This window comes from Paraburkholderia sp. RL17-347-BIC-D (assembly GCF_046027915.1).
Classification (GTDB): domain Bacteria; phylum Pseudomonadota; class Gammaproteobacteria; order Burkholderiales; family Burkholderiaceae; genus Paraburkholderia.
On record NZ_JARESS010000003.1, the window covers coordinates 239,808 to 258,212 of the forward strand.

Genomic DNA, 18,405 nt, shown 5'->3' on the forward strand with positions numbered 1-18,405 from the left:
TTGGCTGCGAATCCGGCCGTGCTAAGGCTAGTTTGAACGCGGCAGATGTGCTTTTCGGGACATCGCCCCGGATGTTCTGCACGGGTTTTGGAGCGCTCGAGATCCGCCGACGGGCTCTCGTCCAGCCACGGTCTTGCTGTTTACAGGTTTACCGTATGTATACGTAGTAATAGTTAACAAGGTGCCTCGGTTTCTGTGGATAACTCCTGTTTACCGAAATGAATCATCGGTTTGCCGACGGCATAACAGGATGCACAGCATGTGCGGGAGCGGCGCGTATACAAGGGTAACTTTTTGCGCTTTTGGGCAGCGGCAAAGTTACCCCGTTTACGTCCACAACGGTTCCACACCAGTTGCACCGGTAAACGGCGTGGTTATCCACAACTCTCAGTGGATAACTTATCCGGCGAGCATGCTGGTTGGAGTCCGGAGTTAACCCACTGTCCCCTGGCGCAGTGCGCGCAACAGGAAGCGCGCCGGGTCGATGTCTTCAGCCAGATCCCGTTCGAGTGGCCACGGTTCGCCTTCCAGTTGCGAGGCGATCAGTTCCGCGCCGAGCGCCGCCCATACGAGCCCGCGCGAACCGTACGCGAAAGCGCCGTACAGGCCGTCCGTGCGCGGCAGGTCGAGCGGCCATGCGCCACGCAGGCGCTGGGCATCGTGCGTTGCCTGCGCTTCGTCGGCGAGTTGGCCGATCATCGGCATGCGATCGCTGGTGACGCAGCGGAACGCGACACGCCCCGTCAACGCCGCCGACTGAGCCCGAGCGACGACGCCAGCAAATGCCGGCAGCATCTGCGCGACGCGCTCCAGGTTATCCAGATGGCCGGCCGCGCGCAGCAATGTGTCGGGGTCGTCGAGCTCGTAGGTGGCGCCGGTTAACGTGACGCCGTCTGCGAGCGGCACCGCGTAGCCTTCGCCGATCACCGGCATCTGAAGCGGTGGCTGCACCGTGCCGGCCGGCAGTAAAGTAAGTTGGCCGCGAATGCTGCGAGTCGGCGCATGCCGCAAACCGGCGATGCGCGCGGCATCGTGAGCGCTGGCGACGATCACCACCGGAGCTTGAGCGATGGCCTCGCCCGAGTTGTCGAACACGGTCCATTGACCGTCGGACCGTTCGATCCGTGCGACGTCCACACCGAAGCGGCGCTCGAGTAGATGACCCGCCGCGGCACACTGCGCAGCGCACAGCGACGCCGGGTCGATCCAGCCGCCGTGCGGAAAGAACCATCCGCCGCGCGCGAGCGGCATGCCGACGAGCCGCTGAGCTTCGTCCGGCGAGACTGGCGTCACGTAGTCGGACGGATAGCCGAATGTGGAGATCGCTTCGCTGATCGAGCGGGCTTCATCGTCGTCCGCGGCGATCTGCAGCAAGCCTTGGCCGCCGCGCAACGGCGTGCGACCGAGCCGCTCGAGCGCGGCCCAACGCCTGAGCGTATACAGAAAGCCGGCACGCGTGACGCGCGACGCGACGCTGTCGTCGCGCGAAATCATGGGATGGAACACGCCCGCCGGATTGCCGGATGCGTCCTGCGCCACCGAAGCGTGCCGCTCCAGCGACGTGACGCGCCAGCCGCGCGCGGCAAGCCGTTCAATCACCGCGCAGCCCGCAAGCCCCGCGCCGATCACTACCGCATGTCGTTCATCGACCGCGAGCGGCGCGGGCGGTTCATGACGTCGCACGCGCCAGCGCGGCGCGAAGTGGCCGACCAGCATCGCCCGCTTCCAGCCAAAGCCGTCCACCTTGCGGTATTCGAAGCCGCATTGCGTCAGCGCGCGTTTGATGTCGCCGGCGCTGCTGTAGGTGGCGAACGTGGCACCCTCGCCTGCCAGCCGCGCGAGCGCCTTGAAGATCGCCGGCGTCCAGAGCTCGGGATTCTTGGCCGGCGCGAAGCCGTCGAGGTAAAACGCATCGGCGCGCAGCCTCAGGGCCGGCAAGCTCTCCTGCGCGTCGCCGAACACCAGCGTGAGCACGACGCGCCCTTCATCGAATTCAAGCCGATGCGTGCCGGGAACGAGCATCGGCCAGGCGTTCGCGAGGGCTTCCGCGAGGCCGGCAATCTCCGGATCGGAAATCGTCGCCGCGACCACCTTGCGTAAATCGGCGACGGTAAAGGGATGCTTCTCAGTCGACACGAAATGCAGCCGCTCGCAACGCGACGAATCTGCGCGCCATGCGGCCCAGGTCATCAGAAAGTTGATGCCCATGCCGAAGCCTGTTTCCAGCACCGTGAACACGCGGCGGCCCTGCCACCGGTCGGGCAGCGAATTGCCGCGCAGGAAAACGTAATGAGCCTGTTCGAGACCGCCTACGGCGCTGTGATAGATGTCGTCGTAAAGCGGCGAAAAAGGCGTGCCGTTGTCGCGAAAAGCGAGGACGGCGGGGATCAGCGGATCGGTCATGCGCGACGGAAAATGACGCTCGGAAAATGCCCCCAGAACCCGTCGCTTCGCGCCGGAGCCCCCGAGGGGTGAGGAAACTTGGAGCAGCCCGGCGTCGTCTCACACGCGGGTCGAACGTTACCGCCCGCGCGCGCAGCTCGCCGGAGGGCAAAAAAGACGCGCCGAGCGTTGGCAAAAACCAACGTCAGGCCCCGTCCATACTGGGTTTCAGCCCTCGGTTGGGGGTCGTGGAGCGCAAAATTTGCGGTTTCCTTGCGATATCGACCCCGGAACCGCGTAATTCTTCGAAACCCTTATCCTGATTGGGTTTGCGCTGCGCTATCATAGCAAGCGTCGCGAAGGGAGCGGCAGCACGGCCGCCGGACAGTCATCTGTGCGGCGCCATTGGTCCGGAGGGGATCCGGAGCCGGCGCTGCTCGACGGCGCGGCCCGCGCACGTATAATCGGCGCGTTCGCGCTGTTCGTGTCAACCTAAACTCAGAAAGGAACCTTAATGAACAAACAGGAACTGATCGACGCCGTCGCAGGACAGACGGGCGCCAGCAAGGCTCAAACCGGTGAAACGCTGGACACGTTGCTTGAAGTGATCAAGAAGTCTGTGTCGAAGGGTGATGCGGTCCAGTTGATCGGCTTCGGCAGCTTCGGTTCGGGCAAGCGCGCAGCGCGTACGGGTCGTAACCCCAAGACCGGCGAAACTATCAAGATTCCGGCCGCCAAGACCGTCAAGTTCACGGCTGGTAAGGCGTTCAAAGACGCAGTCAACAAGCGCTAAGCAGACTACTGCCAGGCAGTTGACACCCGCCAACGGCGGGTTTTTTTTCGCCTGGGCATTGTGCAGAGGATGGCCGCAACGGGCGTCGCGGCTCGATTTCGCCGAGCGGCGAAGGCCGCTCACTCGTGACGATGCACGATTTCACCGTGGCCATGACCATCGTGATCGTGGTCATGATGGTCGTGATCGTGATCGTGATCGTGGTCGTCTTCGTCGAAGTCCCAGGCCGGGAATGGATCAGCGAACTGTTCCCATGCTTGCGGTCCCTGCGCGTATTCGTCGTCGGTCAACAGGCAAGCGTCGAACTTCGCTTTCCAGACAGTGGGATCGATGCCGACGCCGATCATCACCAGTTCCTGGCGACGGTCGCCGATGCTCAGATCGTCCGGATCGCCGTACCAGTCCGCGGCAATTTCGGCGGCCAGCTCGTCGTCACCGTCGGGCCACTCGCTGCGATCCTGAGCCGCCCACCACATGCCCGCCGGACCGTGCCGGCAAGCACCGCCCGCCTGCGAGAGCGAACCGGCGATATCGTTACGCGTGGCAAGCCAGAAGAAGCCTTTGCTGCGCAGCACGCCCTTCCACTCCTGATGCAGAAGCGCCCACAGGCGTTCCGGGTGAAACGGCCGGCGCGCCCGGTAAATGAAGTTGCCGATGCCGAACTCATCCGCTTCGCCCTGATGAGCATGGCCGTGCTCGTGGTCATGCTCATGATTGAGCGATGCCAGCCAGCCTGGCGCGCTTGCCGCCTCGTCGAAATCGAAGCGGCCGGTGTTCAGCACTTGCGCGAGCGGCACCTCGCCGAAACGGGCGACCACCTGCAGCGCGCGCGGATTGATCCGGGCGAGAATGCGTTGCAGGCGCGTGAGTTCGTCCGCGCTCACCAGATCGGCCTTGTTCACCACCAGCACATCGCAGAATTCGATCTGCTCGATCAGCAGTTCGACGAGCGTGCGATCGTCTTCCTCGGTCGCGGCGATGCCACGCTCGGCAAGCGCGTCGGCCGAACTGTAGTCGCGCAGGAAGTTGAACGCATCGACCACGGTCACCATCGTGTCGAGCCGGGCGACGTCGGAGAGCGACGCACCTTCATCGTCGACGAAGCTGAAGGTCTCGGCGATCGGCATCGGCTCGGCCACGCCGGTCGATTCGATCAGGATCGCGTCGAAACGCCGCTCTCCGGCCAGACGCTTGATCTCGACCCGCAGATCGTCGCGCAGCGTGCAGCAGATGCAACCGTTCGACAACTCGACGAGTTGTTCCTCGACATGAGAAAGCGCGGCGGCATCGCGCACGAGGATCGCGTCGATATTGACGGCGGCCAGATCGTTGACGATCACGGCCACGCGCAAGCCGGCGCGATTCGCGAGGATGTGATTCAGGAGCGTGGTCTTGCCGGCGCCCAGAAAACCGGAGAGCACGGTGACGGGCAATAGCGGCTGGTTCATTGCAGTACGGGAAAACTAGAGGTTTGGAAGGCGTGCCGGGCTGAGGGCGTATAATGCAGACCGCAACCGGGCCGAGCCTCGAAAGCTGCACGAAGCCGCATTGTGCATCAAAACGGACGGGGGCCGCGTGACAGGCCGGATCAGCGCGCAGCCGGCATCAGATTCCACTTGCGCAGGATCGCGGCGATCTGCTGCGAGTACTTGTCCCGCAGCGCCGGCGTCTCGGAGTGATAGGCGCCGATTGCCTGCCAGGTGTTGCCGTACTTGTTCATCTGGCGGCGCAGATGCCATGCCGCTATGTAGACGTTCTTGCACGGTTCCATCAACGTGCCCTGCGAGATGCCGTACTGTGCGAGCGTGGGCAGATGGATCGAATTGATCTGCATCACCCCGTAGTCGGTCGAGCCGTTCGCATTTTTATGCGTTGCGTCGGGGCGATTATGCGACTCCTGCCACGCGATGGCGCGCAGAATCAAGGGGTTGACCTTCTGATACTTCGCTGCTTCATCAAAGCAATCGGCGCGTGCGGACCCTGCTGCTACCAGCACGGCAAGTCCCACGGCGACGGTGACGAAGCTTCGTTTCATCAGTCAAGACCACTAAGCAAAGGGCAAGGGTAAGGTTCGGTAAGGCATCGCATCGGCCATACTTCAGCCACTGACAGCCGCCGAGCCGCGCTGGCCGGGCGTTGGTCTGACATCGGGGTAAACCCGCGTCGGCAACTCGCAACCAGGGACTCGAACGGCTCGTATGATACCGGCAGGCGGACCCCCGTCAAGTTGGCTAACCGACATAAGAGAGCAGAAAACGAAGCGTTTTCGAGCTCATTCGTACGACTTTCCATTAGCTTTCAATTGTTTGACAACAGGTGGCGGTCTCTAGAGAAATCGCACGAGGCGGTTCGTTTTGTGACAAATCCGACATGAAAAACTGTTACTGTTCATTTTTTTCGGACATCGGACGGCGGGCAACGAGGACGATGATCGTCCGCGAGGCCGGCCGGCAGATCGACAGGGCGGCGGCCTGCTCCCATGTCCGCACTGCATGACCGTCAGCGGCTACGGCTGTTGGCATCGATACCCTATTCCATGAGAAGAAATCGTATGGCTTTGCGTCGCGTTGCAACGGCGCTGCTGGTGGCTGGCTTGATCACCGCGCAGACAGCACAGGCACAGGTGACACTCAACTTCGTCAACGCGGACATCGATCAGGTGGCCAAGGCGATTGGCGCGGCAACCGGCAAAACAATCATCGTCGATCCGCGCGTGAAAGGTCAGTTGAATCTCGTGTCGGAAAACGCGGTGCCTGAAGATCAGGCGCTGAAAACCTTGCAGTCCGCGTTGCGGATGCAGGGCTTCGCGCTCGTGCAGGATCACGGCGTACTGAAAGTCGTGCCCGAGGCCGACGCGAAGCTGCAAGGCGTGCCGACCTATGTCGGCAATACGCCTACGGCGCGCGGCGACCAGGTGGTCACGCAAGTGTTCGTGCTGAAGAACGAATCGGCCAACAATCTGTTGCCCGTGCTGCGTCCGCTCATCTCGCCGAACAACACCGTGGCGGCCTACCCAGCCAACAACACGATTGTAGTCACCGATTACGCCGACAACGTGCGGCGTATTGCCCAGATCATCCAGGGCGTGGATTCGGCGGCGGGCCAATCGGTATCGGTGGTGCAGCTGAAGAACGCCAACGCGATCGACATCGCCACGCAGCTGAACAAGATGCTCGACCCCGGCTCGATCGGCAGCACGGACGCGACGCTGAAGGTGTCGGTCACCGCCGACCCGCGCACCAACTCGCTGCTGATCCGCGCGTCGAACGGCGCGCGTCTCGCGGCGGCGAAGCAGCTGGCGAAGGAACTCGATACGCCGACCACCATGCCCGGCAACATTCACGTCGTGCCGCTGCGTAATGCGGACGCGACGAAGCTCGCCAAGACCTTGCGCGGCATGTTCGGCAAAGGCGGCGGCGACAACTCGTCGGGCAACGCGAACGACGCGAATTCGTTCAACCAGAATAGCGGCGGCGGCCTGGGCGGCAACAATTCGACGGGCTCGTCGGGTACGCCACCGCTGCCGTCGGGCGGACTCGGCAATAGCTCGCTGTCTTCGCCGATGGGCGGCGGCAGCGGAGGCGGGTACGGTGCGGGCGGCAGCAACAATGCCGGCGGCCTGCTCGGCAGCGACAAGGACAAGAGCGACGACAATCAGCAAGGCGGGATGATCCAGGCGGACTCCGCGACGAACTCGCTGATCATCACGGCGGCCGAGCCGGTGTACCGCAATCTGCGCGCGGTGATCGACCAGCTCGACGCACGGCGCGCGCAGGTTTATCTCGAGGCGTTAATTGTCGAATTGAACTCGAACACGGCCGGCAATCTCGGCATTCAGTGGCAGGTTGCGAACAACTCGATATTCGCCGGCACCAATCTGGCGACCGGCAGCGGCAACAGCATCATCAATCTGACGGCGGGGGCCGCAGCGGCCGGGGCCACCGGCGGTCTTGCTAGCGCGCTCGCCGCCCAACAGTTGCAGCAAGGGCTGAACGTCGGCTGGATTCACAACATCTTCGGTGTGCAGGGACTCGGCGCGCTGCTGCAAGCGCTGTCGCAGACCGCCGACGCGAACGTGCTGTCCACGCCTAATCTCATCACGCTCGACAACGAGGAAGCGAAGATCGTCGTCGGTACCAACGTGCCGATCCAGACGGGTTCGTATTCGAACCTCACGAGCGCCACCGCGACGTCGGCGTTCAATACTTTCGACCGCGTCGACGTCGGCCTGACGCTGCACGTCAAGCCGCAGATCACCGATGGCGGCATTCTAAAGCTGCAGCTCTACACCGAAGACTCGGCGATCGTGACCGGCACGACCAACGCGACGACCAACCCGGCCGGCCCGGAATTCACCAAGCGTTCGATCCAGTCGACGGTGCTCGCCGATAACGGCGAGATCATCGTGCTGGGCGGCCTGATGCAGGACAACTACCAGGTGAGCAACAGCAAGGTGCCGCTGCTCGGCGATATTCCATGGATCGGGCAGTTGTTCCGCTCGGAACAGAAGACTCGCAACAAGACCAACCTGATGGTGTTCCTGCGCCCCGTGATCATCAATGATCGCGGTACCGCTCAGGCCGTGACGTCGAACCGCTACGACTACATTCAGGGCGTGCAGGGCGCGTACAAACAGGACAACAACCTGATGAAGGACAACGACGATCCGGTGGTTCCGCCGATGCCGATCGGTCCGAGCCAAGGCGGTTCGCCCGCGATGAATCTGTTCGATCTCGACAAGATGCGCCGTCAGCAGATGGCGCCGCCGCCGGCCAACGCCGGCCCGGCCACCGTCGGCCCGGCGCCGGCCACGAACGGCACCGCGCAGACCAATCCGGTCACTGTGGCGCCTTCCACCGCGTCGCCTGGAGTGCGGCCGTGAGCACGCCGTCCACGCCGCCGTCAGCGTCTGCGTCGCCCGCAGCGGTGCGAGCCGGTGCCGCGACACAAGCCGCGGCGATGTCGCCCGCGGGCGTAACCGAGCATGCCGTGCGCGAGGCGCCTTCGGCCATCGCCGCGCGGCTCGTTCCCTACGGTTTTGCCCGTGCCGGCCAGATTCTGGTCGCGCATCAGCATGCGGACAGCCTCGAAGTCTGGATCAGCGAACGTACGAGCGACGCCGCGCTTTCCGAAGTGGCGCGCAACTTCGGCGCAGTGTCGATCGTACGTCTGCCCGCCGACGAGCTCACGCAGGCGATCAATCAGGCGTATGCGCGCCAGGACGGCAGCGCTGCGCAGGTGGTCGGCGAAGTGGAAGGCGAAGTCGATCTCTCGCGCCTCATGCAGGACATCCCCGAGGTCGAGGATCTGCTGGAGTCGGAAGACGACGCGCCGATCATCCGCATGATCAACGCGTTGCTCACGCAAGCGGCGCGCGAGCAGGCATCGGATATTCACATCGAGCCGTTCGAGACTTCTTCTGTGGTGCGCTTTCGCGTCGATGGCACGTTGCGCGACGTGGTGCGGCCGAAGAAAGCGCTGCACGGCGCGCTGATCTCGCGGATCAAGATCATGGCGCAGCTCGACATCGCCGAGAAGCGTTTGCCGCAGGACGGCCGTATCACGCTGCGCGTGGGCGGCCGCCCGGTCGACGTGCGCGTCTCGACGCTGCCGACCGGCCACGGCGAACGCGCGGTGCTGCGTCTGCTGGAAAAAGATGCGTCACGCCTGAACCTCGAAGCGCTCGGCATGGGACCGGATACGCTCGGCAAGTTCGACAAGCTGATCGGCCGACCGCACGGGATCGTGCTGGTGACCGGGCCGACCGGCTCCGGTAAAACGACCACGCTGTATGCGGCGATGTCGCGGCTCGAAACCGCGACCACCAACATCATGACGGTCGAAGATCCGATCGAATACGACCTGTCCGGCATCGGCCAGACGCAGGTCAACGAACGGATCGGCATGACCTTCGCGCGGGCGCTGCGCTCGATTCTGCGGCAGGACCCGGACGTCATCATGATCGGTGAAATCCGTGACCTGGAGACCGCGCAGATCGCGGTGCAGGCATCGCTGACGGGCCACCTCGTGCTGGCTACGCTGCACACCAACGACGCGGCATCCGCCGTGACCCGTTTGACCGACATGGGCGTGGAGCCGTATCTACTGGCGTCGTCGCTGCTCGGCGTGCTGGCGCAGCGGCTCGTGCGGCGACTGTGCCCGGTGTGCCGCGAAGAGCGTGTCGAAGAAGACGGCAGCGTGCGCTGGCATCCGGTCGGTTGCGACCGGTGCGGCCACTCCGGTTATGCGGGACGGCGCGGCGTCTACGAACTGCTGCTGATCGACGACAACATCCGTACGCTGGTTCACCGCAACGCAGCCGATGCGGAAATTCTCGCGGCCGGTCGTGCGCAAGGCATGCGCACGCTGCGTGAGGATGCGGACCGCTGGCTCGCTTCCGGGCTGACATCGCTCGAAGAAGTGATCCGCGTGACGGGCGGAGCATAAGCGCATGCCGGCATTTCGTTTCGAAGCGATCGACGCGGCGGGCAAGGCGCAAAAAGGCGTACTCGACGCGGACAGCGCGCGCGGCGCGCGGACCAATCTGCGTTCGCAAGGACTGACGCCGCTCGTCGTCGAACCGGCGGCCACGCGCACGCGCGGCGAGCGCAATCAACGGCTGTCGCTGGGGCGGCGTTTGTCGCAACGCGAGCAGGCGATCCTGACGCGCCAGCTCGCCAGCCTGCTGATTGCCGGCCTGCCGCTCGACGAAGCGCTCGCCGTGCTGACCGAGCAATCCGAGCGCGACTACATTCGCGAACTGATGGCGTCGATTCGCGCGGAAGTGCTCGGCGGCCATTCGCTGGCCAATGCACTGACGCAGCATCCGAAAGACTTCCCCGAGATTTACCGCGCGCTGGTCGCGGCCGGTGAACATACCGGCAAGCTTGGTCTGGTGCTGTCGCGGCTTGCCGACTATATCGAGCAACGCAACGCGCTGAAGCAGAAGATCGTGCTCGCGTTCACCTACCCCGCCATCGTCACGCTGATCGCTTTCGGTATCGTCACGTTTCTGCTGAGCTACGTGGTGCCGCAAGTGGTGAACGTGTTCGCCAGCACCAAGCAGCAACTGCCCTTCCTCACCATCATGATGATGGCGCTCTCGGGCTTCGTGCGGCACTGGTGGTGGGCAATGTTGATCGGCGTGGTCGTGCTGGTGTATCTGGTGCGCTCGATTCTCAAGCAGCCCGGCCCGCGCCTCGCCTTCGACCGTTGGCTGCTTACTGCCCCGCTGCTCGGCAAACTCGTGCGCGGCTATAACACCGTGCGCTTTGCCAGCACGCTCGGCATTCTCACCGCGGCGGGCGTGCCGATTCTGCGCGCGCTGCAAGCCGCCGCCGAAACGCTCAGCAACAACGCGATGCGCGAGAACATCGACGATGCGATCGTGCGTGTGCGCGAAGGCACATCGCTGTCACGCGCGCTCGGCAACACGAAAACGTTCCCGCCCGTGCTGGTTCACCTGATCCGTTCGGGCGAAGCGACCGGCGACGTGACCACGATGCTCGACCGCGCGGCCGACGGCGAAGCGCGCGAGCTGGAACGTCGCACGATGTTCCTGACGAGTCTGCTCGAGCCGTTGCTGATTCTGGCGATGGGGGGCGTGGTGCTGGTGATCGTGCTGGCGGTGATGCTGCCGATCATCGAGTTGAACAACCTGGTGCAGTAAGGCTGGGAAAGAGACGGAATTGCGCGATGACCGGTGCGGTCACCGCGCAATCAGTTGAAATGAAGCGGTTGTGCGCCTGGCTTTAGCGCACGTAGATCGTCGGACCTGCTGGGTTGGCCGGCAGGAACACTTCGGAATGCGCGCCGTTGCGGTCGATGATGATCGAGCGGGCGCGGACTTCGGAGAGTTTGGTGCCTTGCATCAGCGCGCTGCCGAGCGACACGGCATGCGGCGGTTCGCCGCCCACGCTGACGATGGCCGCGGCGCCTTCCCGCAACGCGAGGATGCCGAACAGTCGCACGTCCTGGTTGGCGTTGCGCGTGAGCTGGCCGCCGAACAGCGTGGCAGCCTGCTCGGTCGAGATCTGCGCGTGCGCGGCGGCTGCGGGCAACGGCGCACCGGACATCGTGCTGAGCGTGATGACCCAGTAGGTCAACGTCGCGCAGAACACGGCGAACAGCGCGAGCGACAGAAGGCGGATTTGGATGGCGTTCATGCGCATCATTGTACGGACTATTGTGAAAATTGCGTGGGGTTGAAAGCGCCCCGAACCTGGCGCATCGCGCCGGGCCCCCCGAGGGGTGAGCAAACTTGAGGCGGCCCGGCGTTTTCTCAGGGCCGTTCAACTGCATGACATTAAAATGACCGGCCGGGCGTGTTCAATGGCACCCTGATTGCCAAAACGCGAATCCCGCCCAGTCAAAATTTCACCTGAAAAGAGGTAGCAAGCTATGCAACTGTCGACCACTCGCCGTCATGACATCGCGGGTCCGCGCAGCCGTCGTCAACGTGGTTTCACGCTGATCGAAATCATGGTCGTGATCGCGATTCTGGGCATTCTGGCCGCGTTGATCGTGCCGAAGATCATGAGCCGTCCCGACGAGGCGCGCCGTGTCGCCGCCAAGCAGGACATCGGCACGGTCATGCAGGCGCTGAAGCTCTACCGTCTCGACAATGGCCGTTATCCGACGCAGGAGCAAGGCCTGCGCTCGCTGATCGAAAAGCCGAGCACGGACCCCGTGCCGACCAACTGGAAGGACGGTGGCTACCTCGAGCGTCTGCCGAACGATCCGTGGGGTAACGGTTACCAGTATCTGAATCCGGGTGTGCACGGCGAGATCGACGTGTTCAGCTACGGCGCGGACGGCAAGGCGGGCGGCGAAGGCAATGATGCCGACGTCGGCTCGTGGCAGTAGGCGCTTAAGGAGTCGGTGATTTTCATGCGCGCGGCGGGATTGAACCTCGCGCGTTCCTGTCGATGCATCGTCGTTTGATTTTAAGTTGATCGTTCGTGGCCGGCACTATGCGATTGTCCCCTTGCAAGTCCCGTGTGGACACGCCCTGTACGGCTTCATTGCCGCGCGTGGCGTGTGCCGGCGCGCGCCGTCGTGGCGTGCGCCGCTCGGGTGACGCGGGCACGCGCGGCGGCAAACGCGCGGCGGGTTTTACGCTGCTGGAAATGCTGGTGGTGCTGGTGATTGCGGGCTTGCTGGTGTCCTTGACCGCGTTGACGATGACACGCAATCCGCGCACCGATCTGAACGAGGAAGCGCAGCGTCTTGCGCTGCTGTTCGAATCGGCCGGCGACGAAGCGCAGGTGCGCGCGCGGCCGATCGCATGGCAACCGCTCGATGGCGGCTTTCGTTTCGACCTGCGCACCGAAGATGGCTGGCGTCCGCTGCGTGACGATCTGCTTGGGCCGCGTCGCTGGGAAGGCGGCGTGACCGGCGTGGCCATTAGCTATCCCGGTTCGGATGCGCAGCCCAGTCGTATCGTATTCGGCACCGAGGCGATCGACGTGCCCGTGCAGATCACGCTGTTTTCGGCAGCCGGGAGCGCGACGATCGTCGGCACCGGCAATGGCCGCTACGAGGTGCACTGAGATGCGTCGTTGCAGGAGCATGACCGCTCGCGAGATGAGCCACGGCGCGCAGCGCGGTTTCACGATGATCGAAGTGCTGGTGGCGCTGGCGATCATCGCGGTGGCGTTGGCCGCTTCGTTGCGTGCGGTGGGCAGTCTCGCGAGCGGCGAGGCCGATCTGCACCGCCGTTTGCTGGCGTCATGGAGCGCGGACAATACGTTGGCGCAATTGCATCTGGCGCATGCCTGGCCGAACGTGGGTTCCACGAGTTTCGATTGTTCGCAAGGCAACTTGCAGTTGATCTGTACGGAGCATGTGACGGCCACGCCGAATCCGGTGTTTCGTCGAGTGGAAGTGATGGTGACGATGCCGGGCGGGTCCGCCAATCTGGCTCAGATGGTGACGGTGGTCGCGAATGAAAACAACCGTTCGCTCTGAGCGCCGCCGCCCATTGCGCGCGAGGGGCGCGCGTGGTTTCACGCTGATCGAATTGCTGGTGGCGATTGCGATTCTGGCGGTGATTGCCGTGCTGTCGTGGCGCGGGCTCGACCAGATCATTCGCGGCCGGCAGACCATCACGAACGCGATGGAGGACGAGCGCGTCTTTGCGCAGTTGTTCGATCAGATGAGGATCGATGCTCGGCAGGCGGCGTCGGATGATGAGGCTGGGCAGGCGGCTGTGTCAGTGTCGGGCAGCGTGTTGCAGATCGTGCGGCAGATGAATTTGCCGGGAGCGGCGCCGCGGTTGCAGGTGGTGCGGTATCGGGTGTCCGATGGGCGTGTGATTCGATATGCGTCGCCGCCGTTGGGGAATATGGGCGAGTTGCGACGGGCGCTGCGCGGCAGCGAAGGCGAGGGATGGAGTGGCGTGCCGTTGATGGGCGGTGTGGGTTCTATTTCTGCTCAGGTCTACGTGCCGAAGGTGGGGTGGACGACGCAGATGGGCGATGTGCAGAGCGCCATTACGGAGGCGGACAATAATCTTAAGGTGCCCCAGCTTGGGAGTGCGCCGCTGCCGCGGTCTGTGACGGGGCTTCAGGTGAGTGTCGGGGCTAAGTCTTTGGCGCGGCCTGTTACTCGCGTTTTTCTCGTCGGAGAGTGAAATGAAGTTCTCTTTTTTGTCTTTCCGACGAGTTGGGGTGTGTTCCTTTGGCGTTGGCCTTTGCTTGAATTCATGGTGGTCTATTGGCGTTGCCCCTGTGCGGGGCGGCACTTACTTTCTTTGCCGCCGCAAGGAAAGTAAGCAAAGAAAGCGGCTTCAAACCGCTAACGTACAAGCGGTCTCCTCGCACAGCCACGGTAGTGGCACGATCAACGAACGATCCCCCGCACAACACACGCCAGTGACCAGGCAGTCATCCGTTCCGGCGGCGCTGCGCGCGCCGAGCGGCAAGCAACAAAACCCCCCGTCCTTGCCGACGTCCGACTGCAGCTCACCATATCTTCGGTCCGCATCCGTTTCCGTTTCCGCATCGGCGCCTCGCCGAGGCGAAGCCGATGGCTCCCACCACGCCCAAACGAAGCCACCGGTCTTAAGCCATACCCTTCCGGCGAGCACGGAGTGCGAGGCGGGGGGTATGACGGCTTTGTCACTGGGGTTGAATGTGCGAGGTGACGGATTCCAGATGGTCCACTACCGTGGCTGTGCGGGGGACCCGCTTAGCATTAGCGGTGTGAAGCGGCTTTCTTTGCCTACTTTCCTTGCCGCGGCAAAGAAAGTAGGTGCCGCCCCGCACAGGGGCAACGCCAATAGACCACGACGAATTCAAGGAAAGGCCAACAAAAAGAGCCAAAACACCCAAAACGGCGTAGCAATCATCAGCGCCCTGCTGGTAGTAGCGCTATCAGCGATTCTGGTCTCGGGCATGCTCTGGCGCCAGCAAGTCCAAATCCGAAGGATAGAAAACCAGCGCCTGCTCTCCCAGGCCCAATGGGTATCACGCGGCGCCTTGGACTGGACGCGCCTGATTCTCCGCTCAGAAGGCGACACCTCCGCGGGCATCACCTACTTAGGTGGTTTATGGGGCGTCCCCATCGCCAAAACCCGCCTCTCGGATTTCCTGGGCCAGATCGGCGAAGTAAGAGCGCAACAAGGCGCAGAAACGTATCTATCGGGTTCAATCGAAGACGCCCAGGCAAAATTCAACCTGAGAAATCTGGTCGAGAGCCCGGCCCCAGGCGTCATGCAACTAGACATGGACCAAATCGGCGCCTACCAGCGCCTACTGGTATCGCTCGGCGCCAACAGCCAGCTGGCAAAAACCACCGCACTCCAGGTCCGCGCGAGCCTCGCGCAATCGGCAACCCGTTTTCAGACGGTCACGTCCACGAACGGCACAACCGCGACCCCGCCGCCGATCCAGGGCGGCGCCACCGGCGGCAGCTTCACCGACAAACCCGGCATCGAAGACAGCGACGACAGCTCCGCGAACGCACCGATCCAGATGACCAGCGTCGACTCGCTGCTCGATATCCCCGGCTACACGCCGGAGATGGTCGCTCGCTTGCGCCCCTTCGTCACCGTGCTGCCGACGGTATCGGCAGTCAACGTGAACACGGCTTCGGCCGAAGTGATCGCGGCGGTCATCCCGGGCATGAGCGTGTCGACGGCGCAAGCGTTCGTCGCGCGCCGGCAGACGGTATTTTTCCGTAACGTTGGCGACATCCAGCTAGCGTTGCAAGGCGCCGGCGTGCAGTCGACCTCGATCGATCCGAGCGAACTCGACGTCAACTCGAATTACTTCCTGATCCACGGCCGCGTGCAGCACGAACGCGCCGAGGTGGACCGCACGACCCTCGTCTATCGCGACGCATTGACTCACACTACGCGTATCGTGCGAGTAGAAGACCAACTATGAATAACGTCTTTCCCAGAGAGAGTGGCCTTTGAGCACGCTGATCGTTCTACTGCCGCCGCGTGATCCGGCGGTGCCATCGCAGGAATGGCAACTGCCGGAGCTGCCGTTTGTGCTGCTCGACAAATCGGGCCGCGCCCAGCGCGCCGGCCGGTCGGCGCTCGCGCTGCTGCCGCGCGCCTCCACCACGGTGCTGATGGTCGCCGCGCGCGACCTGCTGATGATGCCCGCCACACTGCCGCCGTTGCGCGGCCCGAGGCTGCGTCAGGCATTGCCCAATATCGTCGAGGATCAACTGATCCAGGACCCGCAGACCTGTCACATCGCCGTCGATCCGAAACCGCTCGCGGGCGGGCGGCAGCTGCTGGCGATCATCGACCGCGGCTGGTTCCGGTTTATCTGCGAATCGTTCTCCAATGCCGGCCACCGCAGCTTGCGCGCGGTGCCGGTCACGCGCTGCCTGCCACAGGCGGCCGCGCTCGATGCCGATGTGCTTGCCGAAGTCGCGGAAACGGTGAACGCCGGTGAGCCGGCCCTGGCGGGCGCCGCCGGTGTGGCGACGCCGCTGGCGGATGTCGCGCCGGCGGTGGCGCCCGGCGCTGCGGTCGCCGTGCCGATGGTGGCCGCCGTGCTCGGCGCGGTGGTGCAGACCGCGCCCGCCATGCTGCTCGAAGGCGTCGTGGACAGCGCGGGCGACAGAAGCGTGCCGCGCGTCGAACTGGCCATCGCACGCGGCGTGCAAGGTGAAGGCTTGGCAGTGCCGGCCAACGCCGTGAACACGACGCTCAGCGCGCTCGCCGGGGCGGCGAAGGTCTCGCTGCATATGCTCACCGAAGTGCCCGGCAACGAGCCGAGTCTCGCCCCGAATAGTCCGGCGCGGTTGGCTGCGCACATCCACGGCGCCAGTCCGCTGCCGTTCGAGCAACTCGCGCGGCGTGCGCTCGAGTGCCGCTTCGACCTGTGCCAGTTCGAGTTCGCTTCGCAGCCGTGGCGACTCGACCGCGCGACGCTGCGGCGTCTGCGTCTGCCGGTTTTGCTCGCGGTCGGCGCGCTGCTGATTGCGATCATCGGCGCGAACGTGCAGTGGCTGATGCTCGCGCGCCAACGCGATGCGATCAACACGCAGATGACCGAACTGCTGCTCAATACCTTCCCTAAAACGACAGTCGTGCTCGATGCGCCCGATCAGATGGCGCGCCAGTTGCAGCAGTTGCGTGTCGCCGCGGGCGAGCTGTCGCCGGACGATTTCCTGCCGCTCGCCGACGGCCTCGCGCGCTCGCTGGCGCCGGTGCCGGTCAACGGCATCGCCGCGCTCGACTATCACGACCGGCGGCTCGACGTGAACTTCAAGCCGGAGGTCAAGCTCGATCCCGATTTCGCGAAGCGCCTCGCCCGCAACGGCCTGAGCGGCGCGATCGATAGCAATACCGGCAAATGGACCATCAGGAACGGACAATGAAAGCTGAAATCGCTCAAACATGGGCCGGATTCTGGGAGCAGCGCACCGAGCGCGAAAAAGCCATCCTGACGTGGGGCGGCGGTATTCTCGCCGTGGTGATCGCGTGGTCGGTGCTGTGGGCGCCGGCGCAGGAAGGCCGCTCGCATCTGCGTGAAACGCTGCCCGCCATGCAGCGGCAGTTGGCGCAGATGACCGCGCAAGCGAACGAAGCGCGCCAATTGTCGGCGGCGGCTCAAGGCGTCGCGCCGACCGGCGCCGCGCTGAAGGACGCCCTCACCGCTTCACTCAGCGATCACGGCCTCGCGGCGACGCAGGTTCAGGTGATCGGCAACGCGGTCCAGATCCAGTTGAAGAACGCGTCGTTCCCGGCGTGGACGAACTGGGTCGACGACGTGCGCAAGCAGTTCAAGGTGCAAGTCTCGGAGGCGCACGCCACGGCGCTCAAGGAAGACGGCCAGGTGGACCTGACGGCGTCGTTGCAGCCGTCCACCGCGAAATGAAAATAACCGCGACCGTGCCGTCACAGGATCTCGCATGAATTACTGGATGCGGCGCTCGCGCGTCGCCCTGCCCTGGCTGGTGATCGCGGTGCTGTCCGCCGCGATCGTGATGCTGGCGATGCTGCCGGCCGCCTGGATCACGCCGCAGTTCGCCAAACAGACGAGTGGCCACGTCAATCTGGTCAATCCGGCCGGCTCGCTGTGGCACGGTTCGGCCACGCTGATGCTGGCCGCCGGCTCGGACATGAGCGCGGCAACGCTGCTGCCTGGCCGGATCGAATGGCACACGGCGTTCTGGCCGCTGTTTACCGGCCGCGTGCGCATGATCATGCGGCACAGCGAAGCGATGCCGGAGCCGATCACCGTCGATGCCACGCCGCGCACGGCGACCGTCACGCCGGGCGCGATTGCCGTCCCGGCTTCGCTGCTGAGCGGCCTTGGCGCGCCTTTTAACACGCTCGATCTGCAAGGCAACGTGCAACTGTCCTGGTCGGACTGGCGCAGCTTCAATCGCGAAGCGTTCGGGCAATTGACCGTCACGCTGACCGACGTCAGTTCGCGGGTGTCGATGGTCAAGCCGCTCGGCTCATACCGCGTGCTGTTTCAGGCGCAGGGCGAGTCGTCCACGCTCGACCTGACCACCACCAAGGGCCCGTTGATGCTGACCGGCAATGGTACGGTGTCGGCTGGGTCAACGTCGTTTCAGGGGACGGCCAGCGCCGCGCCTGAGGCGCGCGATAACCTCGCGGGATTGCTGAACCTGTTGGGGCGGCCGAGCGGGCCGGACACGGTGACGTTGACGTTCGTGCACTGAGGCGCGCAATAACCTCGCGAGGCTGCTGAACCTATTGGGGCGGTCGAGCGTCGACGCGATAAAAAAGAGGC

General features: G+C 64.0%; 16 protein-coding genes. 12 read left to right on the forward strand and 4 right to left on the reverse strand.

Annotated features, from left to right (window positions below; translation table 11 throughout):
* Positions 1-432: 432 nt before the first annotated feature.
* On the reverse strand, positions 433-2,403 hold the full coding sequence (gene mnmC, locus P0D96_RS06580) for a bifunctional tRNA (5-methylaminomethyl-2-thiouridine)(34)-methyltransferase MnmC2/FAD-dependent 5-carboxymethylaminomethyl-2-thiouridine(34) oxidoreductase MnmC1 (RefSeq protein ID WP_408312518.1): 1,971 nt from the start codon (positions 2,401-2,403) through the stop codon (positions 433-435).
* A 493-nt stretch (positions 2,404-2,896) separates the two neighbouring features.
* On the opposite strand from mnmC, the gene P0D96_RS06585 reads away from it, so the two are divergent.
* Positions 2,897-3,175, forward strand: a complete 279-nt coding sequence (locus P0D96_RS06585; protein ID WP_006050811.1) for an HU family DNA-binding protein — start codon at positions 2,897-2,899, stop codon at positions 3,173-3,175.
* A 119-nt stretch (positions 3,176-3,294) separates the two neighbouring features.
* Here P0D96_RS06585 and P0D96_RS06590 read toward each other — a convergent pair whose 3' ends face one another.
* On the reverse strand, positions 3,295-4,623 hold the full coding sequence (locus P0D96_RS06590) for a GTP-binding protein (RefSeq protein WP_408312521.1): 1,329 nt from the start codon (positions 4,621-4,623) through the stop codon (positions 3,295-3,297).
* Positions 4,624-4,763: 140 nt separating this feature from the next.
* Positions 4,764-5,210, reverse strand: a complete 447-nt coding sequence (locus tag P0D96_RS06595; protein WP_132376502.1) for a lytic transglycosylase domain-containing protein — start codon at positions 5,208-5,210, stop codon at positions 4,764-4,766.
* Between the two features lie 516 nt (positions 5,211-5,726).
* Here P0D96_RS06595 and gspD point away from each other — a divergent pair.
* From gspD to gspF, 3 genes are read left to right on the forward strand one after another with little or no spacing between them, the layout of a single operon-like run.
* Positions 5,727-8,057 carry a type II secretion system secretin GspD gene (gspD, locus tag P0D96_RS06600; protein WP_408312524.1) on the forward strand — a complete coding sequence of 777 codons (2,331 nt, stop codon included), beginning with the start codon at positions 5,727-5,729 and terminating at the stop codon, positions 8,055-8,057.
* Positions 8,054-9,622 (forward strand): type II secretion system ATPase GspE, encoded by a 1,569-nt coding sequence (gene gspE, locus P0D96_RS06605; protein ID WP_132376500.1) that lies wholly within the window; start codon positions 8,054-8,056, stop codon positions 9,620-9,622. Before gspD ends, gspE begins: the two co-directional genes overlap by 4 nt.
* 4 nt (positions 9,623-9,626) lie before the next feature.
* Positions 9,627-10,844 (forward strand): type II secretion system inner membrane protein GspF, encoded by a 1,218-nt coding sequence (gspF, locus tag P0D96_RS06610; protein ID WP_408284618.1) that lies wholly within the window; start codon positions 9,627-9,629, stop codon positions 10,842-10,844.
* A gap of 82 nt (positions 10,845-10,926) precedes the next feature.
* Here the strand turns inward: gspF and P0D96_RS06615 are convergent, their stop codons facing one another.
* Positions 10,927-11,340 carry a general secretion pathway protein GspC gene (locus P0D96_RS06615; protein ID WP_132376498.1) on the reverse strand — a complete coding sequence of 138 codons (414 nt, stop codon included), beginning with the start codon at positions 11,338-11,340 and terminating at the stop codon, positions 10,927-10,929.
* 235 nt (positions 11,341-11,575) lie between these two features.
* On the opposite strand from P0D96_RS06615, the gene gspG reads away from it, so the two are divergent.
* The 8 genes from gspG to P0D96_RS06655 all read left to right on the forward strand — a co-directional run bounded on the left by gspG (position 11,576) and on the right by P0D96_RS06655 (position 18,334).
* A complete protein-coding gene (gene gspG, locus P0D96_RS06620) occupies positions 11,576-12,040 on the forward strand; it encodes a type II secretion system major pseudopilin GspG (protein ID WP_132376497.1) in 465 nt (154 codons plus the stop codon).
* A 107-nt stretch (positions 12,041-12,147) separates the two neighbouring features.
* Complete coding sequence (locus tag P0D96_RS06625; RefSeq protein WP_408284615.1) at positions 12,148-12,726, forward strand: GspH/FimT family pseudopilin; 579 nt, start codon at positions 12,148-12,150, stop codon at positions 12,724-12,726.
* A gap of 1 nt (position 12,727) precedes the next feature.
* Positions 12,728-13,144, forward strand: a complete 417-nt coding sequence (gene gspI / locus P0D96_RS06630; RefSeq protein ID WP_408312528.1) for a type II secretion system minor pseudopilin GspI — start codon at positions 12,728-12,730, stop codon at positions 13,142-13,144.
* Entirely contained in the window at positions 13,122-13,808 is a 687-nt protein-coding gene (locus P0D96_RS06635) for a PulJ/GspJ family protein (protein WP_408312531.1), read from the forward strand. Before gspI ends, P0D96_RS06635 begins: the two co-directional genes overlap by 23 nt.
* A gap of 475 nt (positions 13,809-14,283) precedes the next feature.
* The gene (gspK, locus tag P0D96_RS06640; protein ID WP_408176333.1) at positions 14,284-15,564 is read left to right on the forward strand and encodes a type II secretion system minor pseudopilin GspK; all 1,281 of its coding nucleotides are present in this window, start codon (positions 14,284-14,286) and stop codon (positions 15,562-15,564) included.
* Positions 15,565-15,592: 28 nt separating this feature from the next.
* Positions 15,593-17,020: a type II secretion system protein GspL gene (gene gspL / locus P0D96_RS06645; protein WP_408312534.1), complete on the forward strand. Its 1,428-nt coding sequence runs from the start codon at positions 15,593-15,595 to the stop codon at positions 17,018-17,020.
* On the forward strand, positions 17,017-17,520 hold the full coding sequence (locus P0D96_RS06650; RefSeq protein WP_132376492.1) for a type II secretion system protein M: 504 nt from the start codon (positions 17,017-17,019) through the stop codon (positions 17,518-17,520). Before gspL ends, P0D96_RS06650 begins: the two co-directional genes overlap by 4 nt.
* Before the next feature lie 34 nt (positions 17,521-17,554).
* Complete coding sequence (locus P0D96_RS06655) at positions 17,555-18,334, forward strand: type II secretion system protein N (RefSeq protein WP_132376491.1); 780 nt, start codon at positions 17,555-17,557, stop codon at positions 18,332-18,334.
* Positions 18,335-18,405 lie beyond the last annotated feature (71 nt).